At 60.1% G+C, this 19,724-nt stretch carries 19 protein-coding genes and 1 rRNA gene (1 of these 20 cut by a window edge); 4 read left to right on the top strand and 16 right to left on the bottom strand.

Annotated features, from left to right (window positions below):
• The 7 genes from NRB16_RS00640 to NRB16_RS00610 all read right to left on the bottom strand — a co-directional run.
• Positions 1–591, bottom strand: a 16S ribosomal RNA gene (locus NRB16_RS00640); it reaches 946 nt to the left of the window's first position.
• Positions 592–1,108: 517 nt separating this feature from the next.
• Positions 1,109–1,711: a protein-methionine-sulfoxide reductase heme-binding subunit MsrQ gene (gene msrQ / locus NRB16_RS00635; protein WP_045483492.1), complete on the bottom strand. Its 603-nt coding sequence runs from the start codon at positions 1,709–1,711 to the stop codon at positions 1,109–1,111.
• Positions 1,711–2,724, bottom strand: a complete 1,014-nt coding sequence (gene msrP / locus NRB16_RS00630; protein ID WP_257105236.1) for a protein-methionine-sulfoxide reductase catalytic subunit MsrP — start codon at positions 2,722–2,724, stop codon at positions 1,711–1,713. Before msrP ends, msrQ begins: the two co-directional genes overlap by 1 nt.
• 63 nt (positions 2,725–2,787) lie before the next feature.
• Positions 2,788–3,627, bottom strand: a complete 840-nt coding sequence (gene pssA / locus NRB16_RS00625; protein ID WP_045483498.1) for a CDP-diacylglycerol--serine O-phosphatidyltransferase — start codon at positions 3,625–3,627, stop codon at positions 2,788–2,790.
• Between the two features lie 198 nt (positions 3,628–3,825).
• Positions 3,826–4,842, bottom strand: coding sequence for a ketol-acid reductoisomerase (ilvC, locus tag NRB16_RS00620; RefSeq protein WP_045483502.1), 1,017 nt, complete (start codon positions 4,840–4,842; stop codon positions 3,826–3,828).
• A 47-nt stretch (positions 4,843–4,889) separates the two neighbouring features.
• On the bottom strand, positions 4,890–5,381 hold the full coding sequence (gene ilvN / locus NRB16_RS00615; RefSeq protein WP_025258538.1) for an acetolactate synthase small subunit: 492 nt from the start codon (positions 5,379–5,381) through the stop codon (positions 4,890–4,892).
• A 2-nt stretch (positions 5,382–5,383) separates the two neighbouring features.
• Complete coding sequence (locus tag NRB16_RS00610) at positions 5,384–7,108, bottom strand: acetolactate synthase 3 large subunit (RefSeq protein ID WP_045493847.1); 1,725 nt, start codon at positions 7,106–7,108, stop codon at positions 5,384–5,386.
• 398 nt (positions 7,109–7,506) lie between these two features.
• Here NRB16_RS00610 and NRB16_RS00605 point away from each other — a divergent pair, with 398 nt between their 5' ends.
• A complete protein-coding gene (locus NRB16_RS00605) occupies positions 7,507–7,926 on the top strand; it encodes a DUF4124 domain-containing protein (protein ID WP_257105234.1) in 420 nt (139 codons plus the stop codon).
• Between the two features lies 1 nt (position 7,927).
• Here NRB16_RS00605 and NRB16_RS00600 read toward each other — a convergent pair whose 3' ends face one another.
• Genes NRB16_RS00600 through mrcB form a run of 3 tightly spaced genes read right to left on the bottom strand, consistent with a single transcriptional unit; the run spans position 7,928 to position 11,350 of the window.
• A complete protein-coding gene (locus tag NRB16_RS00600; RefSeq protein ID WP_045483510.1) occupies positions 7,928–8,257 on the bottom strand; it encodes a YqcC family protein in 330 nt (109 codons plus the stop codon).
• Positions 8,257–9,009 (bottom strand): lipoprotein, encoded by a 753-nt coding sequence (locus tag NRB16_RS00595; RefSeq protein ID WP_045483513.1) that lies wholly within the window; start codon positions 9,007–9,009, stop codon positions 8,257–8,259. Before NRB16_RS00595 ends, NRB16_RS00600 begins: the two co-directional genes overlap by 1 nt.
• A 16-nt stretch (positions 9,010–9,025) precedes the next feature.
• Entirely contained in the window at positions 9,026–11,350 is a 2,325-nt protein-coding gene (gene mrcB / locus NRB16_RS00590) for a penicillin-binding protein 1B (RefSeq protein WP_045483516.1), read from the bottom strand.
• A gap of 128 nt (positions 11,351–11,478) precedes the next feature.
• Here mrcB and NRB16_RS00585 point away from each other — a divergent pair, with 128 nt between their 5' ends.
• Entirely contained in the window at positions 11,479–13,017 is a 1,539-nt protein-coding gene (locus NRB16_RS00585; RefSeq protein ID WP_045483519.1) for a bifunctional aminoglycoside phosphotransferase/ATP-binding protein, read from the top strand.
• Positions 13,018–13,111: 94 nt separating this feature from the next.
• Positions 13,112–13,456 (top strand): pentapeptide repeat-containing protein, encoded by a 345-nt coding sequence (locus NRB16_RS00580; RefSeq protein WP_045483522.1) that lies wholly within the window; start codon positions 13,112–13,114, stop codon positions 13,454–13,456.
• Positions 13,457–13,765: 309 nt separating this feature from the next.
• Here the strand turns inward: NRB16_RS00580 and deoC are convergent, their stop codons facing one another.
• The 4 genes from deoC to NRB16_RS00560 form a co-directional block, all read right to left on the bottom strand.
• Positions 13,766–14,539: a deoxyribose-phosphate aldolase gene (gene deoC, locus NRB16_RS00575; protein WP_257105233.1), complete on the bottom strand. Its 774-nt coding sequence runs from the start codon at positions 14,537–14,539 to the stop codon at positions 13,766–13,768.
• A gap of 113 nt (positions 14,540–14,652) precedes the next feature.
• Positions 14,653–15,420, bottom strand: a complete 768-nt coding sequence (locus tag NRB16_RS00570) for a heme ABC transporter ATP-binding protein (protein ID WP_257105232.1) — start codon at positions 15,418–15,420, stop codon at positions 14,653–14,655.
• Positions 15,420–16,400, bottom strand: a complete 981-nt coding sequence (locus NRB16_RS00565) for an iron ABC transporter permease (protein WP_257105398.1) — start codon at positions 16,398–16,400, stop codon at positions 15,420–15,422. Before NRB16_RS00565 ends, NRB16_RS00570 begins: the two co-directional genes overlap by 1 nt.
• Before the next feature lie 50 nt (positions 16,401–16,450).
• Positions 16,451–17,314 (bottom strand): hemin ABC transporter substrate-binding protein, encoded by an 864-nt coding sequence (locus tag NRB16_RS00560; RefSeq protein ID WP_257105231.1) that lies wholly within the window; start codon positions 17,312–17,314, stop codon positions 16,451–16,453.
• A 97-nt stretch (positions 17,315–17,411) separates the two neighbouring features.
• Between NRB16_RS00560 and NRB16_RS00555 the strand changes: the two genes are divergently transcribed.
• Positions 17,412–17,732: a Rieske (2Fe-2S) protein gene (locus tag NRB16_RS00555; protein ID WP_253116266.1), complete on the top strand. Its 321-nt coding sequence runs from the start codon at positions 17,412–17,414 to the stop codon at positions 17,730–17,732.
• Positions 17,733–17,740: 8 nt separating this feature from the next.
• Here NRB16_RS00555 and sfsA read toward each other — a convergent pair whose 3' ends face one another.
• Together sfsA and NRB16_RS00545 are read right to left on the bottom strand one after the other, a co-directional pair.
• Positions 17,741–18,451 (bottom strand): DNA/RNA nuclease SfsA, encoded by a 711-nt coding sequence (gene sfsA, locus NRB16_RS00550; RefSeq protein WP_257105230.1) that lies wholly within the window; start codon positions 18,449–18,451, stop codon positions 17,741–17,743.
• The gene (locus NRB16_RS00545; protein ID WP_045483544.1) at positions 18,451–19,623 is read right to left on the bottom strand and encodes a pyridoxal phosphate-dependent aminotransferase; all 1,173 of its coding nucleotides are present in this window, start codon (positions 19,621–19,623) and stop codon (positions 18,451–18,453) included. The genes sfsA and NRB16_RS00545 overlap by 1 nt, the downstream gene beginning before the upstream one ends.
• Between the last annotated feature and the right edge of the window lie 101 nt (positions 19,624–19,724).

Here is a 19,724-nt window from a genome sequence, read left to right as displayed (position 1 = left end):
CTTAACAAACCACCTACGCGCGCTTTACGCCCAGTAATTCCGATTAACGCTTGCACCCTCTGTATTACCGCGGCTGCTGGCACAGAGTTAGCCGGTGCTTATTCTGTCGGTAACGTCAAAATCGCCACGTATTAGGTAACGACCCTTCCTCCCAACTTAAAGTGCTTTACAATCCGAAGACCTTCTTCACACACGCGGCATGGCTGGATCAGGCTTTCGCCCATTGTCCAATATTCCCCACTGCTGCCTCCCGTAGGAGTCTGGACCGTGTCTCAGTTCCAGTGTGACTGATCATCCTCTCAGACCAGTTACGGATCGTCGCCTTGGTGAGCCTTTACCCCACCAACTAGCTAATCCGACCTAGGCTCATCTGATAGCGTGAGGTCCGAAGAGCCCCCACTTTCTCCCGTAGGACGTATGCGGTATTAGCGTCCGTTTCCGGACGTTATCCCCCACTATCAGGCAGATTCCTAGGCATTACTCACCCGTCCGCCGCTCTCAAGAGAAGCAAGCTTCTCTCTACCGCTCGACTTGCATGTGTTAGGCCTGCCGCCAGCGTTCAATCTGAGCCATGATCAAACTCTTCAGTTCAATACTGCTTGGGTTTTGAGAAAACCCTAAACTTGGCTCAGCAATCTCAAATGACTATGTGATTTCTCGCATGGTCACTTACGTTGCTGATAATCTGTTGACTCTCAGTCTGACAGCGCAAGCACCCACACGAATTGCTTGATTCAATTGTTAAAGAGCGGTTGGTTGAGCCTTTCGCTTCAACCGAGGCGCGCATTCTACGCCAACCTCTTGTTCTGTCAAGCGTTTATTTTCAGAAGTTTCAAACTCATTCAAAACTTCGAAACGCTAGAACCGAACAGCGTGCCGAGCATCTTTCGATTAACTCGTCAGCGGGAGGCGAATCTTACAGCATCCTAAGTTGCTGTCAACTGCCTTTTTCACCGCCGGAGCCAGGAGGCTCGCACCGCCTCCAACCCTTTCTGAACTGCTAACTCGTTGATTACCAAGGAGTTTCTCGTTCATTCCGCGTTGGAAGTGGTGCGCATTATAAGGACATCTGAAACCCCGTCAACCGTTAATTTCAAATATCTCGAAATTAGCGCCTGACCGGTAATAATCGCGGGATTTTCCGGGCCAATGCCGGGATTCGTATTATAAGCAGCACTGCGCCGACAGCTGCATATATGAGCCACTCCTGCAGGTCCGACCGCACAATCCAGAGCATATGCAACAAGCCAAGCAGCAAGACGGCATAGACAAGCTTATGCAGCGACTTCCAGCGCCGCCCAAGCCGACGCTGACTATACCGATTGGAAGTCACTGCCAGAGCCAGCAACCCCAGCCAGGCAAGACTGCCAACAATAATGTAGGGCCGCTTCACCAGCTCGACACCCAATTGCCCCCAGTCCAGGCCAAGAATAAACAAGGCATACAAGGTCACGTGCAGAACCGCGTATGCAAAGCACCATAACCCCAGTTGCCGGCGCACAGCCATCCACCCACCCCACCCCGTAAGGCGGGCCAGCGGCGTCATGCATAACGTGATCAACAAAAGAATCAGCGTGCCAAGCCCCAACCTGTCTACCAGCACCTTGCCCGGGTCCGGCCCCAGCGCAAAGATCCATGCCTCATACAACCACCAGACCGGCCACACCAGCACCAGCATAAAGACCATCAACCGCCATACGCCGTAACGCATCAGTAATCCTTGCGCAGATCCATACCGGAATACAGGGACGCCACCTCGTCCCCATAACCATTGAACATCTCGGTCTGCCGCACATTGGGGCTGAACAAGCCGCTGGGCAACCGCCTTTCTCGTGCCTGGGTCCAGCGCGGATGATCGACCGTCGGGTTCACATTGGCGTAGAAGCCATACTCACTGGGCGCCAGGCTTTGCCAGGTGGTGCGTGGCTGATCATTGACCAGGCTTATCCGCACAATCGACTTTACCCCTTTAAAGCCATACTTCCAGGGCACTACCAAACGCAACGGCGCACCATTCTGGTTGGGCAGCTCACGCCCATACATCCCCACCGCCAGAATGGTCAGCGGATGCATCGCCTCATCAAGTCGCAACCCTTCTACATAAGGCCAGTCAATCAGAGCAAACCCCGAACGCTGGCCGGGCATTGACTGCGGATCCTTGAGGGTCTCGAAACGGATGTAGCGCGCCTTCGAAGTCGGCTCAACCTGTTTGAGCAGTTCAGCCAGCGGAAAACCTATCCAGGGAATGACCATCGACCAGGCTTCGACGCAGCGCATCCGGTAGATCCGCTCCTGTAGCTGGAAGGGCTTGATGAAATCCTCAAGCGCATAGCGGCCCGGCTTAGCCACCTCTCCGTCAATGACCACGCTCCAGGGCTCGACCTTGAGAGACCCGGCATTCTGCGCCGGATCACCTTTGTCAGGGCCGAACTCATAGAAGTTGTTGTAGTGAGTGGCATCCTTGTAAGGCGTGACAGCTTCGTCTTTGACGGTCACGGCCTGCCACTGCAACGAACCGAGCTTGTCGTTGAACCAGCCAGGCGCCCTGCCCGGCTCGACATCAGCATAGCGAGAGGGCTCACCGGCATTGGCCCAGTGCGGCAAGCCGGCCATGGCCAACCCCGCCATGGAACTGCCCAGCAGAGTACGGCGGGAGAGATAGATGGATTCGGGCGTGACATCCGACTCGCGAGAGTCGGATGCAGAAGGAAGCTTGATAAGCATGATGACTCCATAGCTTGAGTGGCAGACACCACCTATAGACTACGGAGTATGCAGAAGATCAGATCACTTGCGCCGCTGTAGACGTAACAGATATTGAGCGGGGCCTGACAGCGCATAACCCAGGAAAATCAACAGCAGGATACGCGGCGGGTCACTGAACACCACGGCAAACACCAACACCACCACAAGAATTGCAACAAAAGGCACCCGCCCCTTGAGATCCAGTTCTTTGAAGCTGTTGTACTTGATATTGCTGACCATCAGCATGCCCGCCGCAGCCACCAGCAGCGCGACCAGAAACGACAGCTTCGAGCCCTGAATGCCGTAGTCACTGAACGCCCACACCGTACCGGCGACCACACCTGCTGCTGCCGGACTGGCCAGACCGATGAAGTAACGCTTGTCGGCTTTGCCAACCTGGGTATTGAAGCGCGCCAGGCGCAGCGCGGCGCCTGCTACATAGATGAAGGCGACCATCCAGCCGACCTTGCCCATATCACCCAGCGCCCAGCCGAATGCCAGCAGGGCAGGCGCAACCCCAAACGCCACCATGTCGGACAGCGAGTCGTATTCAGCGCCAAAGGCACTTTGGGTATTGGTCATGCGGGCCACTCGACCATCCAGGCCGTCGAGCACCATGGCGACGAAGATCGCGATGGCTGCAAACGCGAAGTACTTGCTGGCACTGGCAGAATCGCCGGCGCTCATGGCACTCATCGAACTGATAATCGAATAGAAGCCGGCAAACAGATTGGCGGTGGTGAACAGATTGGGCAGCAGATAGATACCACGGTGCCGAACCTGACGCCCTTCGGCATCACGCACCTCTTCTACATGTTCATCAATGGGTAGCAGGCTTTCGGCGTCAGAACCCTTGCGGGATTCTTCAGGACGTTCGCTCATGAAGATTACCTTGCAGCGGTTTGAAAATATGACAGGTGTCTGCCCCGAGGGTTCGGACGCAAACGATGCAGCTTTATACCAGAACTGGCGGCGCTTGAAGCCCAAACACATGTATCGAGGCTGAACAGTAGACATTTCCTACACGCCAAAATGAAAAAACGCGGCCAAGTGGCCGCGTTTTTTCACATCACCGAGAACTTAGTTCTTGGCTTTGTCGACGATTTTGTTCGCCGCGATCCAAGGCATCATCGAGCGCAGCTGCTCGCCAATGACTTCGATACCGTGAGCGGCGTTGTTACGACGCTTGGCGGTCATCGATGGATAGTTGGTAGCGCCTTCGCTGATGAACATCTTCGCGTACTCGCCGTCCTGGATGCGCTTGAGAGCATTGCGCATGGCCTTGCGGGATTCTTCGTTGATGACTTCTGGACCGGTCACGTACTCGCCGTACTCGGCGTTGTTGGAGATCGAGTAGTTCATGTTGGCGATACCGCCTTCGTACATGAGGTCAACGATCAGTTTCAGTTCGTGCAGGCACTCGAAGTAGGCCATTTCTGGCGCGTAGCCAGCTTCAACCAGGGTTTCGAAACCGGCTTTGACCAGCTCAACGGTACCGCCACACAGAACAGCCTGCTCGCCGAACAGGTCGGTTTCAGTCTCGTCCTTGAAGGTGGTTTCGATGATACCGGTACGGCCGCCGCCCACGCCCGAAGCGTAAGACAGTGCAACGTTTTTGGCGTTGCCCGAAGCGTCTTGGTAGATAGCGATCAGGTCAGGAATACCGCCGCCTTTGACGAACTCGGTACGTACGGTGTGACCTGGCGCTTTTGGCGCGATCATGATCACGTCCAGGTCAGCGCGTGGCACGACTTGGTTGTAGTGGATGGCGAAACCGTGGGAGAACGCCAGGGTAGCGCCCTGCTTCAGGTTTGGCTCGATTTCCTGCTTGTACAGCTGGCCCTGGAATTCGTCCGGAGTCAGGATCATGACCAGGTCGGCAGCAGCAACGGCAGAAGCGACGTCAGTCACTTTCAGGCCATGAGCTTCAGCCTTGGCGACAGTAGCCGAACCTTTACGCAGGCCGATAGTGACGTCAACGCCGGAGTCTTTCAGGTTGCACGCTTGAGCGTGGCCCTGGGAGCCGTAGCCGATGATCGCGACTTTCTTGCCCTGGATGATCGAAAGGTCACAGTCTTTGTCGTAGAAAACTTTCATGGAAATCCCCTGTTATCTCGGCCGTTCAGGCCATATTGCAAATTGATTTAGATGCTCAGCACTTTGTCGCCACGGGCAATGCCCGTCACGCCACTGCGAACTGTTTCCAGGATAGCGGCGGTGCCGATGGCCTGAATGAAGCTGTCCAGCTTGTCGCTGGTGCCGCTCAACTGCACGGTATAAACGCTGGCCGTGACGTCGACGATCTGCCCGCGGAAGATATCCGTGGTGCGCTTGATCTCGGCACGCTGCGCGCCAGTGGCCTTGACCTTGACCAGCATGAGTTCACGCTCGATATGCGCGCTCTCGGACAGGTCGACCAGCTTGACCACTTCAACCAGTTTGTTGAGGTTCTTGGTGATCTGCTCGATCACCTCATCGTGCCCCACAGTGGTCAGCGTCAGACGCGACAGGGTCGGGTCTTCAGTCGGTGCCACGGTCAGGCTTTCGATGTTGTAGTTACGCTGGGAGAACAGACCCACGACGCGCGACAGTGCACCCGGTTCGTTTTCCAGCAGTAGGGAAATGATGTGCCGCATGATTATGTCCGCTCCGTCTTGCTCAACCACATATCGCGCATCGAGCCGTCCTTGATCTGCATCGGATAGACGTGCTCGCTCACATCGACCTGGATGTCGACGAAGACCAGGCGATCCTTCATGGCGAAGGCTTCTTCCAGTTTCGGCTTCAGGTCTTTCAGGTCGGTGATGCGGATGCCGACATGGCCATAGGATTCGACCAGCTTGACGAAATCAGGCAGCGACTCGACGTACGAGTGCGAGTGACGTCCGCCATAGCTCATGTCCTGCCACTGACGGACCATGCCAAGCACGCCGTTGTTGAGCAGGATGATCTTCACCGGCAGGTCGTACTGCAGGCAGGTGGACAGTTCCTGGATGTTCATCTGGATACTGCCCTCGCCGGTCACACAGGCGACGTCGGCGTCCGGGAAGTTCAGCTTGATGCCCATGGCTGCCGGGAAACCGAAGCCCATGGTGCCCAGACCACCGGAGTTGATCCAGCGATTGGGCTTGTCGAAGCGGTAGTACTGAGCAGCAAACATCTGGTGCTGACCCACGTCGGAGGTGACGTAGGCATCGCCTTTGGTCACTTCGTGAAGGGTCTCGATGACCTTTTGCGGCTTGATGATGCTGCCATCGCCACGGTCATACGGGAACAGGTCGCCACCCGCGCGCCATTCATCAATCTGCTTCCACCAACTGCCAACCGCTTGCTGGTCAGGGGTCTGGCCGATTTCCTTGAAGGTCGCGACCATATCGGTCAGCACGCTCTCGACAGGCCCCACGATCGGCACGTCGGCCTTGATGGTCTTGGAGATCGAAGCCGGGTCGATATCGATGTGGATGATCTTGGCGTTCGGGCAGAACTTGGCGGCACCGTTGATGACGCGGTCGTCAAAACGGGCGCCAACGGCCAGGATCACGTCGGTATTGTGCATGACCATGTTGGCGGTGTAGCTGCCATGCATGCCGAGCATGCCGACGAACTGACGGTCAGTGCCAGGATAGCCGCCCAGCCCCATCAGGGTGTTGGTGACCGGAGCGTCGAGCAGACGGGCCAGTTCGGTCAGTGGCGAAGCGCCGTTGCCCATCACCACGCCACCACCGGAGTAGATGACCGGGCGCTTGGCGGCCAGCAGCATTTCGACCGCCTTGCGGATCTGCCCGGAGTGACCACGAACGGCCGGACTGTAGGAGCGCAGCTTGACCTTTTTCGGGTAAACGTATTCGAACTTCTCGGCCGGGTTGGTCATGTCTTTTGGCAGATCGACCACGACCGGGCCTGGACGGCCGGACTGCGCTAGGTAAAAGGCCTTTTTCAGGACATCCGGGATTTCCGACGGGTGCTTGATCATGAAGCTGTGCTTCACGATCGGGCGCGAGATACCGATCATGTCGGTTTCCTGGAAGGCATCGGTGCCCACCAGGGTGCTCGGCACCTGACCAGAGATCACCACCATCGGGATCGAGTCCATATAGGCAGTGGCAATACCGGTAATGGCGTTGGTCGCGCCAGGGCCGGACGTTACCAGCACCACGCCGGCCTTGCCGGTCGCACGGGCATAACCATCAGCCATATGGGTCGCGGCCTGCTCGTGGCGGACCAGGATATGGCTGACTTCAGGTTCCTTGAACAGCGCATCATAGACGTGCAGCAAAGCGCCGCCCGGGTAGCCATAGATGTGCTTAACGCCTTCGTCACGCAGGAAGCGGACGACCATTTCAGCGCCAGATAAAAGCTCCACGTTGTTCACCTCTAAAACGCCAGAATACCGTCCATACGTGGACGGGTCTTAATAGGTTTACTGCCAAGCAGAGCATGAGCGACGGTGGTCGCCGACTACGTCAGCACTGACTGAGCAAGTATTGGGATGTCCCTGAGTGTTGCGGAACGGTCCCACCCAGCGCGAGGTAACGCGTTGCGGGTGTTACAGGTCGACGCGGATGTGCGCCTCATGATCTACCGAGACGGTCTGCTTCTGGCAGTCCCCCTACAGCGAACTTTGGATTGTTGTGATTCGCCCCCTGCAAGTCAAGTGATCCGTAAGCTTTCTTGACGATTGCCGGGTAAATCAGCCGTATTCGGACGGACAGAGGGGCAATATGATAGCTTTCGCCACAACTGACACTTCAAGGATGCATGATGCGCTGGATGACTCTTGCAGCGGTCCTGGCCATGGCCATGACGGCAACCGCTCAGGCCGCTCAGATCTATAAATGGGTCGATGCACAAGGCGTAACGCACTACGACGCCACGCCGCCGGCCGGGCAGCAGGTCGAGTCGATGGACATCCAGAAGCCGGCCATGTCAGGTTCCGTGGCAACACCTGCCACACCTGTAGACCCGCAGCCCGCGATTGACGCCAGGGTCAGAAAGCAGGCGCAGGCAGCCGAAGCCAAGCGCACCGCCAACTGCGAAATCATTCGCACCAACCTGGCCAAACTCAAGGCTTATGCCCGTATACGCGAACCGACCGAAGACGGCTCCAAACGCCTGACTGAGGAGGAACGTCAGGCGCGTATTGGTGAGACCGAGAAGATGATTGCCGAGTACTGCAACTGACTCAGCCGGCCTGAGCGATCAAGCGATCAAAGCGGCTCAGCGCTTCGAGCAGAGCGCGGGCCTGCTCGGCGCGGTCGACAAATACCATCTCGGCCATTTCACGGATACCCGAGGCATTGGGCAATGCCAGGTTCTGCTCGATGATGACTTTCATGCGCGGCAGGAAGATCCATTGCAGCCACTGCTCGAATGCCAGGGTATCGACCGCAAAGGGCTGCTGGCTGGCCAGCGCCTGGGCATCGGGCGGTGAGGCATCCCACCAGCCCTGCTCGCGCAACGCCTGCTCGATCGACAGCAACTGATCTGCCAGCTCTGACACACGCTTGTCCATCAGAGGTTGACCCGGGCTTTCTGACGAGCCTGAGCAGCCCCGGCAGCATCACCCTGCTTTTCACGCGACTGGGCAATCAGCTCCCAGAGGCTGGCCTGCAGGCTGGGGCGACCGTTGGAATAGGTCAGGGCGCGGCGCGACAGTTGCTCGGCCTGGGCGGCATCACCTTGAGCCAGACGCACCTGGGCCAGCTTGTACAGCACTTGCGGCTCGCGCGGGGCAACCCGCTGGGCACGCTCCAGGCTGGACGAAGCGCCATTGAGGTCGCCGCCGCTCTGTTGTTGCTGGGCAGTGGTCAACAGCGCCAGTACCGGACCGTCCAGTTGCTCATCGGCCGACAGCCCGCCGGCATTGTTCGATGGAATACCGGTCGGCACCGATGGCAAATCATAGCTGCCGGTGCTGGCAGGTGCTGAACTGATCGGTGCCTGGTAAGCCCCCGAGGTATCGATCGGCGCCGAATTGACGCTGATCGGTGCCTGACCGACGGGCGCCGAGTAGGTCTGGATGCCGCTGCCACCGGCCGGGATCATCACCGTCACGCCCGAGTCTTCGGGAATCGCCTGGGCCTGAGGCCGGGCCGCCTGGGCGGTATTGGTACGGTAGCCGGTATTGTTGCGCGACGCCGTTACGCGCTCGCTGTTGGATACCTTGGAGCCCGAATCCACCACCGGAATCGAGCCTTGCTGAACACTGGCACAGCCGCTGAGTACTGTCAGGGCAGTTACGGCCGGGAGCCACCATTTATTCACGTCAAACCCTCTTTGCTTAGTTCAGCCAGCCCTTGACCCAGTCCATGACGGCCTCGGCCGGGGCCGGACCGCTGCCACAGGCTGCGCCTGGCACCGGTTCGCTGCCGCGAATATACGGCATCTGCACCGCGTTCGGGCAACTGGCGTCGGAACCCTGCCCTGTCGCGGCATCCACCCAGGCCTGCACCACGTTGTCCGGCATTGCCATGTCCAGCGGCAAAGGCTCGGCCTTGCGCATGAAACTGGTCCAGACCTGCAACGCACCGGTCGCACCGGTGAACGGGGTCTTGCCATTGTCGTCACGGCCCATCCACACCACGGCCAGGGTGTCCTGGCTGAAGCCGGCAAACCAGCTGTCGCGCGAATCATTACTGGTGCCGGTCTTGCCAGCCAGATTCAACGACCCCGGCAACACGTTGTAGACCGACTTGCCAGTACCTTCCCGCATGACCCGCTGCATGGCGTTCTGCACCAGATAGATCGCGCCCGGATCGAAGCGCTGCTGGATCTGGAACGGGTAACGCTTGAGCGGCTCGCCCTCGGCGGTCAATACACTGCGAATGCCGCGCATCGGCGTGTTGAAGCCGCCACTGGCGATGGTCTGGTACATGGTTGCCACTTCCATCGGCGTCAGGCCGCCAGCGCCCAGCAGCATCGACGGATAGGCCGGCCATTCACGCGTCACGCCCAGCTTGTTAAGGGTCTTGAACACGTTCGGCACACCCAGCTCCAGACCCAGTTTGGCCGTGGACAGGTTGTAGGAATGCGCCAGCCCCTGATACAGGAAGATGTTGCCGTGGGATTTGCGGTCGTAGTTCTGCGGCTTCCAGACCTGGCCATCGGCGCCTTTGACCTGGAATGGCTCATCGGCCACCCAACTGGTCAGGGTGTATTTACTCGGCTGCTCCAGTGCCGTCAGGTAGATCGCCGGCTTGACCAGCGAGCCGATCGGCCGCACCGCATCAATGGCCCGGTTGAACCCGGCATAACCGGCCTGACGGCTGCCAAGCAAAGCCTGAACCTCACCGGTTTCCGGGTTGGTCACCACCATCGCCGACTCGACCTCATCGGCGCCCTTGCGCCCGGCCAGACGTTTGAAGGTCTCATCCATCGCGGCTTGAGACTTCATTTGCAGGATCGGATCGAAACTGGTGAAGATTCGCAGACCTTCTTCGGTCAAGTCCTCGTCGCGATAGTCTTCGCGCAATTGACGCTTGACCAGGTCAAGGAAAGCCGGGAACGAACTGTCCGCCAGGCTGCCAGTGCGGGTTACACCCAGTGGCATTTTCTTCGCAGCCGCCACCGCTTCCGGTGTGGCGACCCCCTGTTGCTCCAGCAGGTCGAGCACCAGGTTACGTCGCTCCAGAGCACGCTCAGGGTTGCGCCGCGGGTTGTAATACGACGGCCCCTTGACCAGACCCACCAGCAACGCCACCTGATGCAGTTTGAGTTCCGAGAGCGGCTGGCTGAAGAAATACTGACTGGCCAGACCAAAGCCATGCACGGCGCGCGGGCCGTCTTGGCCGACGAACACCTCGTTGAGATAAGCCTCGAGAATTTCCTGCTTGCTGTAGTGCACCTCAAGCAGCACCGACATCATCGCTTCATTGAGTTTGCGTGACAGGCTGCGCTCGTTGGTGAGGTAGAAGTTTTTTACCAACTGCTGGGTCAGGGTACTGCCGCCCTGGCGCATCTGCCCGGCCGAGGTGTTGACCCAGATCGCCCGGGCAATGGATTTGGGCGACACGCCAAAGTGGCTATAGAAGTCGCGGTCTTCGACCGCTACCAACGCGTCGAGCAGGTAGGGCGGCGCCTGATCAAGCTTGATCAGGATCCGGTCTTCGAGATTTTTCGGATACAGGCCGCCGATCAACAGCGGCTCCATACGCGCCACCGCCAGCTTGGCACCATTGGCAGCGCTCAGGTCGGCGACAAAGTCACCGGAGAAACGCACGCGAATCTGCTGCGCAGGGTCGGCACCTTCATAGAATTGAAAACCGCGAGTGTTCAGATCCACGGTATTGCCATTGACCGCTGCGGCCCCGGGACCATTGGCCACGCTTTCACGACGGTAGCCCAGCGCGTCGAGCTCAATCAGAAAATCGTCGCGGCTAAGCTTCTGGCCGACGAATAGCTCCAGCGGCCGGGCATAAACCTTGGCCGGAATCATCCAGCGTTTGCCAGAAAATTTCTCCTGGACCACGGCATCGAGATACACCGCGAAACCGGCCAGGATAACCAGGCCGACAATGCTGAGTTTCAGCCCCCAGCCAAGCCAGGTACGCAGCCTGCTGGTGGGTGGGCGTTTCTTGGAGGTACGGGAAGAACGGGATCGAGTCATGGGCGCGGATTATACGCACTTTAAAAAGGTTCGACAGACGCCTCGGCCAGCGGTTTGCAGTGCTGGGCCAAGCAGCCATAATGGCCGGCTTGAGGCATTAAAATTCCAAACATTTTGAAGGATCACCTGTGAGCCAGTCACTCATTGCAGCCCTGCAGAACCCTGCCCTGTTTCCCCATCCGGTGGAAAACTTCCAGGTCATCGAAACGCACATCTCATGGGTGCTGCTCACAGGCCCTTACGTTTACAAAATCAAGAAACCGATGAACTTTGGCTTCCTGGACTTCACCAGCCTGGAGTCACGCAAGCACTTTTGCCATGAAGAGCTGCGTCTGAACCAACGCCTCACCGAAGGCCTGTACCTTGAAGTGCTGCCACTGACCGGCTCAGCCGAAGCGCCGCAACTGGGCGGCGAAGGCCCGGCCATCGAATACGCCCTCAAGATGCGCCAGTTCCCGCAAAGCGGCCTGCTCAACGTCATGCAGGCCAACGGCGAACTGACTCAGGCACACATCAGCGAACTGGCCAGCCAGATCGCCCGCTTCCACCTGTCAGCGCCGAAGGTCGGCGACGAAACCGAGCTTGGCTCGCCAGACAGCGTCATGGCCCCGGTGACCCAGAATTTCGAACAGATCCGGCCAATGATCAGCGAAAAAGCCGACTTGCAGCAGCTTGAAGCACTGCAGGCCTGGGCCGAGTCGAGCTTTGAGCGGCTCAGGCCCCTGTTGGTTCAACGCAAGGCCGAAGGTTTTATCCGCGAGTGCCATGGGGATATCCACCTGGGCAACGCCGCGCTGATCGACGGTAAGGTCGTGCTGTTCGACTGCATCGAATTCAACGAGCCGTTCCGCAAGACCGACGTCTACGCCGACATCGGCTTCCTGGCCATGGACCTGGAAGACCGCGGCCTCAAACCACTGGCCAACCGCCTGATCAGCGAATACCTGGAACTGACCGGCGACTACCAGGGGCTGGAGCTGCTGAACTTCTACAAGGCCTACCGCGCTTTGGTTCGCGCCAAGGTCGCGCTGTTTGGCCTGGGGCCGGATGCGGACGCCGAACGCCGCGCCGCCGTGCTCGCTCAATACCGCAACTATGCCAACCTCGCAGAAAGCTACAGCGCCATCACTTCGCGCTTTCTGGCCATCACCCACGGTGTCTCGGCAGTCGGCAAAAGCCAGGTGGCGCTGCGCCTGACCCAATCGCTGGGGGCCATTCGCCTGCGTTCGGACGTTGAGCGCCAGCGCCTGTTCAGCAGCGAGAGCGGCGAGCGCTACGGCAGCGATGCCAGTGCAGCCACCTACAGCCGCCTGAACGAACTGGCCAGCCAGGTTCTGCACGCCGGTTTTTCGGTGGTTCTGGACGCCACCTTCCTCAAGCAGGCGCAGCGTCAGACTGCTGCACATGTCGCAGAGGAAAACGGCGTGCCGTTCCTGATCCTCGACTGTGAAGCGCCCCAGGCCGTTATCGAGCAGTGGTTGCAGCAGCGCCAGACCGAAGGCGGCGACCCCTCCGAAGCGACTCTGGAAGTGGTACAGGCCCAACAGGCTGCCCGCGAGCCGCTGAGCGCCGAAGAAGTCCTGCTCAGCCAGCGCATCCAGACCCATGTCGGCAGCGACCTGGACAATCTCGCCGATGAACTGCGCCAGCGCCTGCCAGGCCTGTAAATAGCTGAAGAGCCGTTGAGCAGATGCTGCTTCACGGCCCCCAGATAGTGGCGATATAATGGCGCCATAAATCCAACGAACCCGAGTTAATGCTATGAGCCAGCCCAAACAGATCGACTCACCGCTGTATCTGTTACTGCGCAAGGATGATGTGGACGGCTTCAACAGGGAAAAACCCAGGGACGGCGTGATCGACCTGCGTGGTGGTGATTTCCGTGGCCTGGACCTGCGTGATCTGGACACTACCGGTATCGACTTTACCGATGCCTACTTCCGCTCTGCCGACTTACGCGGCCTGGATTTGCGCAACATCCCGATGGAAGGCGCCAGCATTGCTCACGCGCAGATTTCCGGAGCCTACTTCCCACCGGAACTGACCGCCGATGAGATTCTTATGTCGGTGAATTTCGGTACCCGCCTGCGCTACCGCACCCGCTGAGCGGTTCTGGTTGTAACCCGCCTGCGCAACGCAGGCGGGTCGCTGCACGTTTGCCTCCCCCCGTTTCCCGCTTGTTTGTCCCGACGGCTCGACAAGACTGAGTTGACGGCTGGATTCGTCGCGCAGCGCCATTGCAAAAAATTAATAAAACAACTGTTGACTTCGAAATGAGAATCGTTATGATTATCACAACTGGTCGCGAGACTGGTCGGTAACCTGAAAGACCTTGGTTCGGACTCTCAGATTATCTCCTCATCAGGCTAATCACGGTTTTTGACCCGGCACTTTGCCGGGTCTTTTTTTGCCTGCTCAATACCTGCCCGCCTCCAGTACACCCAAACTCACCAACAAGTCATCGAGCAGCACAGAGCCGCCGATCCGGACCCGCTGCGGCGAACACCAGGCGCTGCTGAAGCGGCTGCTGGCCAGACTCATGAGCGGTCTGGCGTCATTGAGGGTACGGACCCCGCCAACGATCTTGCAGCCCACCAGCCCTCCCGTTTCCGCTATCGACTCCAGCATGATCCGCACGATTTGTGGGCTGACCGGTGCCACCAGGCGGTCGGTGCAGCTCTTGAGAAAATCCGCGCCGGCGGCTATGGCGTCACGGCAGGCGCTGCGAATCAACTGCGGGTCGCGCAACTCGCCGGCTTCCAGGGTCACAGTAAAACTGGCGCGGCTGCCGCACTCGGCCTTGCACGCAGCAAGCAACTCCGTTACCAGCGGGGCGTTACCGGCAAGCAGGGTGCGAAACGGATACACCACGTCGATTTCATCAGCACCAGAAACCAGCGCCGCACGCGTTTCCCGGACCACCATATCGACGCTGTCGTTGGCCCATGGGAAATTGACCTGCGCCACCACCCGCACTTGCCGCGCTCGCAAACGGTCCAGAGCAGTCCGGGCCAGGCAAACAAAACGTGGCGCCACACAGACCGCCGCCACCGCGCCGACCGGCGTCAGGGCACGCTTGCAGAGGTTAATGATCCGCTCTTCGCTATCGTCGTGGTTGAGGGCCAGCAGTTCCAGCATCTCCAGGGCCCGGAGCGCCAGTTGCTCGGCATCGTCGCTCATTGCGTGCATCTCCCATCAGGAAAAGGATGGGCAGGACAATAACCGAGGCGCCAAGGTAAGAATCTGGCATACCAGATTCAGGGAAGAGAGCTACATGAATGCAGGAAATGTCTGACTCAGGATCAGCGGGCAATCACCAGTGGATGCCCCAACTCCGGATGCGCCTGCACCAGCACGTCCAGACCAAACACCTGCTTGAGCGCTGCCGGCTGCAAGACTTCAGACGCCGTCCCCGCAAGATGCACGCTGCCCTCATTGAGCAGCAGCAAGCGATCGCAGTAACGCGCTGCCAGATTCAGGTCATGGAGCACGATCAGCACCGCCACCGAGCGCTCGGCAAAGCGTCGCACCGCTTGCAGGACGGTGTGCTGATGCAGCGGGTCAAGCATTGAGGTGGGCTCGTCGAGCAGCAACACACAATCACCGTCACCCGGCCAGAGCTGAGCAAGCACCCGTGCCAGATGCACCCGCTGGCGCTCGCCCCCCGACAGCGCCATGTAGCCACGCTCGGCCAGATGCAGGGCATCGGCGGCCTGCAAGGCCGCCTGTACGATCCGCGCATCTTGTTCGGCGCCAGTGACGTGGGGTAACCGGCCCATGCCCACCACTTCATCAACCCGAAAGGCAAAGCTCAGCGTCGAGCTTTGCGGCAGCACGGCCAGACGCCGGGCGCGCTCCTCGGCAGCCCATTGCTGCAGCGGTTTGTCAGCCAGCCACACCCGGCCCTGAGCCGGCTTGAGGTCACCGCTCAGCGCAGCAAGCAGGCTGCTCTTGCCTGCGCCGTTAGGCCCCAGCACGCCGAGCACCTGACCGGCTTGCAGCTGCAAATCGACCCCGCTGAGCACGCTGCGCTCGCCACGCACAATGTGCAGATTCTCGGCCCGCAGCATCAACGCGCTCCCCGTACCAGCAGATAAAGAAAAAACGGCCCGCCCAGCAGCGCGGTAACGATCCCGATCGGCAACTCGGCCGGTGCCAGAACCTGGCGGGCGAACAAGTCAGCGAACAGCAGCAGGCTGGCACCGGCCAATGCCGAGGCGGGTAGCAAGACCCGGTGATCCGGACCGCAGAGCAGACGCACCAGGTGCGGGACGATCAGGCCAATAAAGCCGATCAACCCGGCAGCCGCCACCGCTGCGCCGACCCCCAGCGCCGTGCAGAACACCAGCTCACGCTTGAGCGCCTGAACATCAACCCCCAGGTGACGCGCCTCTGACTCGCCCAACAGCAACGCATTGAGCGCCTTGGCGCGGCGCGGCAGCCAGAGAATGATCAGCAGGCAGACCGGCAACAACGGCCACAACCTCACATAACTGGCGCCATTGAGGCTGCCCAGGTTCCAGAAGGTCAAAGTGCGCAGGGTCGCATCGTCGGCCAGATAGGTGAGCAAACCGATCACCGAGGTCGCCAAGGCAGTCAACGCGATGCCGGCCAGTAACATGGTCGCGACGCTGGTCTGGCCGTCGCGGCGGCCCAGGCGATAAACGATCCCGGTCACCAGCAAACCACCGGCGACCGCGCTGAGCGACACCAGATAAGGCTGCAGCACCGTGGGCAGGCTGGCCCACCAGATACCGCCGACGATGGCCAGTGCTGCACCAAGCGCAGCGCCACTGGACACGCCAACCAGCACCGGGTCGGCCAAGGGGTTGCGAAACAGGCCTTGCATGGCCACCCCGGACATCGCCAATACCGCGCCCACCGCCAGCCCCAGCAAGGTGCGTGGCAAGCGGATCTGGCCGATGATCAGCTCAGCCTGGCCGGCCTCCCCCGCCAACGGCCAGCCCGCCAGCCGCACGATCGCCGCCAGGGTGTCGTTGAGCGGCAGCCTGACCGGCCCCATGGCCAGCGATAACAGGGTCGCCAGCAGACACAGGCCAATCAGCAGCGTAAACAGCAGCCGCGCCGATAACGCGCGCTTCATGGCTGCGGATAAAAGACTTTGGACACGCCCAACAGCGCCTCGGGCAGGCGCGGCCCCAGCCCGCCCACCAGCAACGTCGGATCCAGATCGATCACTCGCTTGTCACGCACCGCCGGCATGGCTGTCAACAACGGATTCTCTTTGAGCAGCGCCTGGCGGGCCGCCTCTCCGGTCAGGGTCCGGTCAGCGACGATCAGCACCTGGGCGGCAAGTCCGGCCATGGCTTCGCTGGAAACCACTTTGTAGCCGTGGTGGCTCGCAAGATTGCGGCCACCGGCCTGCCTGATCAGCCAGTCTCCCACCGTACCGGTGCCGGCCACCATCGGCTTGCCACCGCCGTGGCCGACCAGCAGCAGGACACCGGGAACCGCCTGGCGGCGGCGTGCCTCGGTCAGCCATCGTTGTTGGGTATCAAGCTGGCTGGTAAAGTTCTCGCTCAACTCGGCGGCCCGCTCCGGCACACCGAGCAAATGACCCAGGCGCTGCAGGTTGTCCTTGAGAATGTCGAGTTCAGGCTGCGCCGGTAACACCTCGATTCTCACCCCGGCTGCGCGCAACTGCTCAAGCACCGCCGGCGGCCCCATTTCGTCGGTGCCCGCCATGGCGTCCGGACGCAGACTGAGAATCCCTTCGGCGGACAACTGACGCTGATAACCGATACGCGGCAAGGGCTTGAGCGACTCGGGGTTCTGACTGGTCGTGTCGACCCCCACCAGGCTGGGCTGAGCGCCCAGTTCGACGATCCATTCGGTCACTGCGCCGCCGGCACTGACCAGCCGCGCAGGTGGCTCGGCTGCCGTGGCCATTGGCACCGTCAGCACGCTGACACACAGGGCGACCAGCAAGGCGCGCAGAGACATGCAAGAATTCCTTTTATTGAATACGGGCGCAGCGACTCATGGAGCCGTTGCGAATCGACGACATTTGATAATTGTTTGCATTTAACGGTCAAGCACAATGAAGTTACTTTGCCTTTCCAGCCAACTCGCCGAAGGCAGCAGCCAGGCATTGAGCCTGGACGATCTACAGTTGCTGGCGGTGCGCAGGCATGGGCAGGTGTACCTGTATCGCAATCGCTGTCCGCACCGGAACATACCGCTGCATTGGCAAACAGATCATTGCCTGGATGACTCCGCCAGCCTGATCCGGTGCGCCAGCCACGGCGCACTGTTTCTGATTGAGAGTGGTGAATGCGTGGTCGGCCCCTGCGAAGGCCAGTTTCTCAGTGCCGTACCCTGCCGGGAAGACAGCCAGGGCATCTGGATACTGCCCGACTGATCAGCCGCTCAGAGCGACCGTACCTGCAGGCGCCGGACCAGACGGACCTCCTCGGCGCTGATGTCCACACCGTAGGCCAGCACCTCGACTCCGGCGGCCACGGCCTCACGCAAGGCCGCAGCGTAGACGGGGTCGATCTCCGCAGCCGGGCGCACCGCTTCGATGCCGGCCAGATTCACGCAGTACAGCAAGGCGGCGCGAACGCCCTCGCGCGCCAACGCCGCCAGTTCACGCAAGTGCCGGGCACCACGCTGGGTCACCGCATCGGGAAATGCCGCTACCGGCGAATCATCAAACCCCAGGGTGACGCTCTTGACCTCCAGGTACAGGTCGCCCTGTGGGTATTGCAGGCGAAAATCCACCCGGCTTTTTTCCTGGCCGTAAGGCACCTCGCGCCTGAGGGCGGTAAAGCCGTTGAGTTCGCTGATGACACCGGCACGCAGGGCTTCTTCGACCAGCGTATTGGCCCGTCCGGTATTGATGCACGCCAACCGCCCCTGCGGCGTTTCACTGATCTCCCAAGTGCCCGGCAGTTTGCGCTTGGGATCATTGGAGCGACTGAACCACACCCGGCCACCGGGCTGCATGCAGTTAAGCATCGAGCCGGTGTTGGGGCAGTGAATGGTCAGGCGTTCGCCGCTGTCGGTTTCGATATCAGCCAGAAAACGCTTGTAGCGCTGCAACAGGCGGCCTTGTTCAAGTGCAGGATCAAAGCGCATCAGGCGCTCCAGCTACGCAGGCCACGGGCAATACGCTCGACCGCCTGCTCCAGGCGTTCGAGGCTTTGGGTGTAGGCAAAGCGCACGTGATGGCCGGCTTTATGGCGGCCGAAATCCAGCCCCGGAGTAAAGGCCACATGTTCGGTTTCCAGGAAATGCTGACAGAACGCGAAGGCATCGCCGCCGAACGCGCTGATATCAGCATACAGATAAAATGCGCCTTCAGGCTCCACGGCAATCCCGAAGCCCAACTCGCGCAGCGCCGGTAGCAGGTAATCACGGCGCCGGCCGAACTCGGCACGGCGCTGTTCAAGAATCTCCAGAGTCGGCGTTTCGAAACAGGCCAGCGCAGCGTACTGCGCCACACTCGGCGCGCTGATATAGAGGTTTTGCGCCAGTTTTTCCAGCTCACCGACTGCCGCTGGCGGTGCCACCAGCCAGCCCAGCCGCCAGCCGGTCATGCCAAAGTATTTGGAAAAACTGTTAAGCACGAAGGCATCGTCGTCCACTTCCAGGACACTGCTGGCCTCGGTGCCGTAAGTCAGGCCGTGGTAGATCTCGTCGACCACCATATGGCCGCGATGCGCCTTGAGGGTCGTGGACAATGCCTTGAGCTCATCGCGCTGCAGCAAGGTGCCGGTCGGGTTAGCCGGTGATGCCAGCAATGCACCCACACTGTCCTGATTCCAGAAACGCTCGACCAGCCCCGGCGTCAACTGATAACGCTCATCGGGGCCGACCGGGACCAGTTGCGCGCCGCCTTCAACCAGGCGCAGAAAATGCCGGTTGCACGGGTAGCCCGGATCAGCCAACAGCCAGTGCTTACCCGGATCGACCAGCAGGCTGCTGGCCAGCAGCAGCGCACCCGAGCCACCCGGAGTGATCAGAATACGCTGCGGATCAATATTCAGGCTGTAGCGCCGGGCATAGAACCCGGCGATCGCCTCGCGCAGCTCCGGTAGACCGCGGGCTGCGGTGTAGCGGGTCTTGCCCTCGGCCAGGGCAGCCTGGCCCGCCGCAACGATCGGCTGGGCGGTGGTAAAGTCGGGCTCGCCGATTTCCAGGTGGATCACATCGTGCCCGGCCGCCTGCAGTTCATTGGCGCGCGACAACAAGGCCATGACATGAAAGGGTTCGATGGCGCGGCTGCGCGCACTGTAGTGCTGGACCATGGGCGTTCCTTTGAAATTGGACATTCGGGCACCTCTGAAAACTGCCTGCTGGCTGGGCGCCTGCGGTGTTACCCGCGGCTTGCGCTGGCTGCCGCGCCGAT

It is taken from the genome of Pseudomonas sp. LJDD11 (genome assembly GCF_024584215.1).
Classification (GTDB): Bacteria; Pseudomonadota; Gammaproteobacteria; order Pseudomonadales; family Pseudomonadaceae; genus Aquipseudomonas.
Note: the sequence above shows the minus strand (reverse complement) of the source record. Positions and strands in the feature narration are given on the sequence as shown.

Excerpts from the sequence above, each read along its gene's own strand:
- msrQ (WP_045483492.1), bottom strand. The coding sequence starts at position 1,711 with ATGCGTTACGGCGTATGGCGGTTGATGGTCTTTATGCTGGTGCTGGTG.
- msrP (WP_257105236.1), bottom strand. The coding sequence starts at position 2,724 with ATGCTTATCAAGCTTCCTTCTGCATCCGACTCTCGCGAGTCGGATGTC.
- pssA (WP_045483498.1), bottom strand. The coding sequence starts at position 3,627 with ATGAGCGAACGTCCTGAAGAATCCCGCAAGGGTTCTGACGCCGAAAGC.
- ilvC (WP_045483502.1), bottom strand. The coding sequence starts at position 4,842 with ATGAAAGTTTTCTACGACAAAGACTGTGACCTTTCGATCATCCAGGGC.
- ilvN (WP_025258538.1), bottom strand. The coding sequence starts at position 5,381 with ATGCGGCACATCATTTCCCTACTGCTGGAAAACGAACCGGGTGCACTG.
- NRB16_RS00605 (WP_257105234.1), top strand. The coding sequence starts at position 7,507 with ATGCGCTGGATGACTCTTGCAGCGGTCCTGGCCATGGCCATGACGGCA.
- NRB16_RS00600 (WP_045483510.1), bottom strand. The coding sequence starts at position 8,257 with ATGGACAAGCGTGTGTCAGAGCTGGCAGATCAGTTGCTGTCGATCGAG.
- mrcB (WP_045483516.1), bottom strand. The coding sequence starts at position 11,350 with ATGACTCGATCCCGTTCTTCCCGTACCTCCAAGAAACGCCCACCCACC.
- NRB16_RS00580 (WP_045483522.1), top strand. The coding sequence starts at position 13,112 with ATGAGCCAGCCCAAACAGATCGACTCACCGCTGTATCTGTTACTGCGC.
- deoC (WP_257105233.1), bottom strand. The coding sequence starts at position 14,539 with ATGCACGCAATGAGCGACGATGCCGAGCAACTGGCGCTCCGGGCCCTG.
- NRB16_RS00570 (WP_257105232.1), bottom strand. The coding sequence starts at position 15,420 with ATGCTGCGGGCCGAGAATCTGCACATTGTGCGTGGCGAGCGCAGCGTG.
- NRB16_RS00560 (WP_257105231.1), bottom strand. The coding sequence starts at position 17,314 with ATGTCTCTGCGCGCCTTGCTGGTCGCCCTGTGTGTCAGCGTGCTGACG.
- NRB16_RS00555 (WP_253116266.1), top strand. The coding sequence starts at position 17,412 with ATGAAGTTACTTTGCCTTTCCAGCCAACTCGCCGAAGGCAGCAGCCAG.
- sfsA (WP_257105230.1), bottom strand. The coding sequence starts at position 18,451 with ATGCGCTTTGATCCTGCACTTGAACAAGGCCGCCTGTTGCAGCGCTAC.
- NRB16_RS00545 (WP_045483544.1), bottom strand. The coding sequence starts at position 19,623 with ATGGTCCAGCACTACAGTGCGCGCAGCCGCGCCATCGAACCCTTTCAT.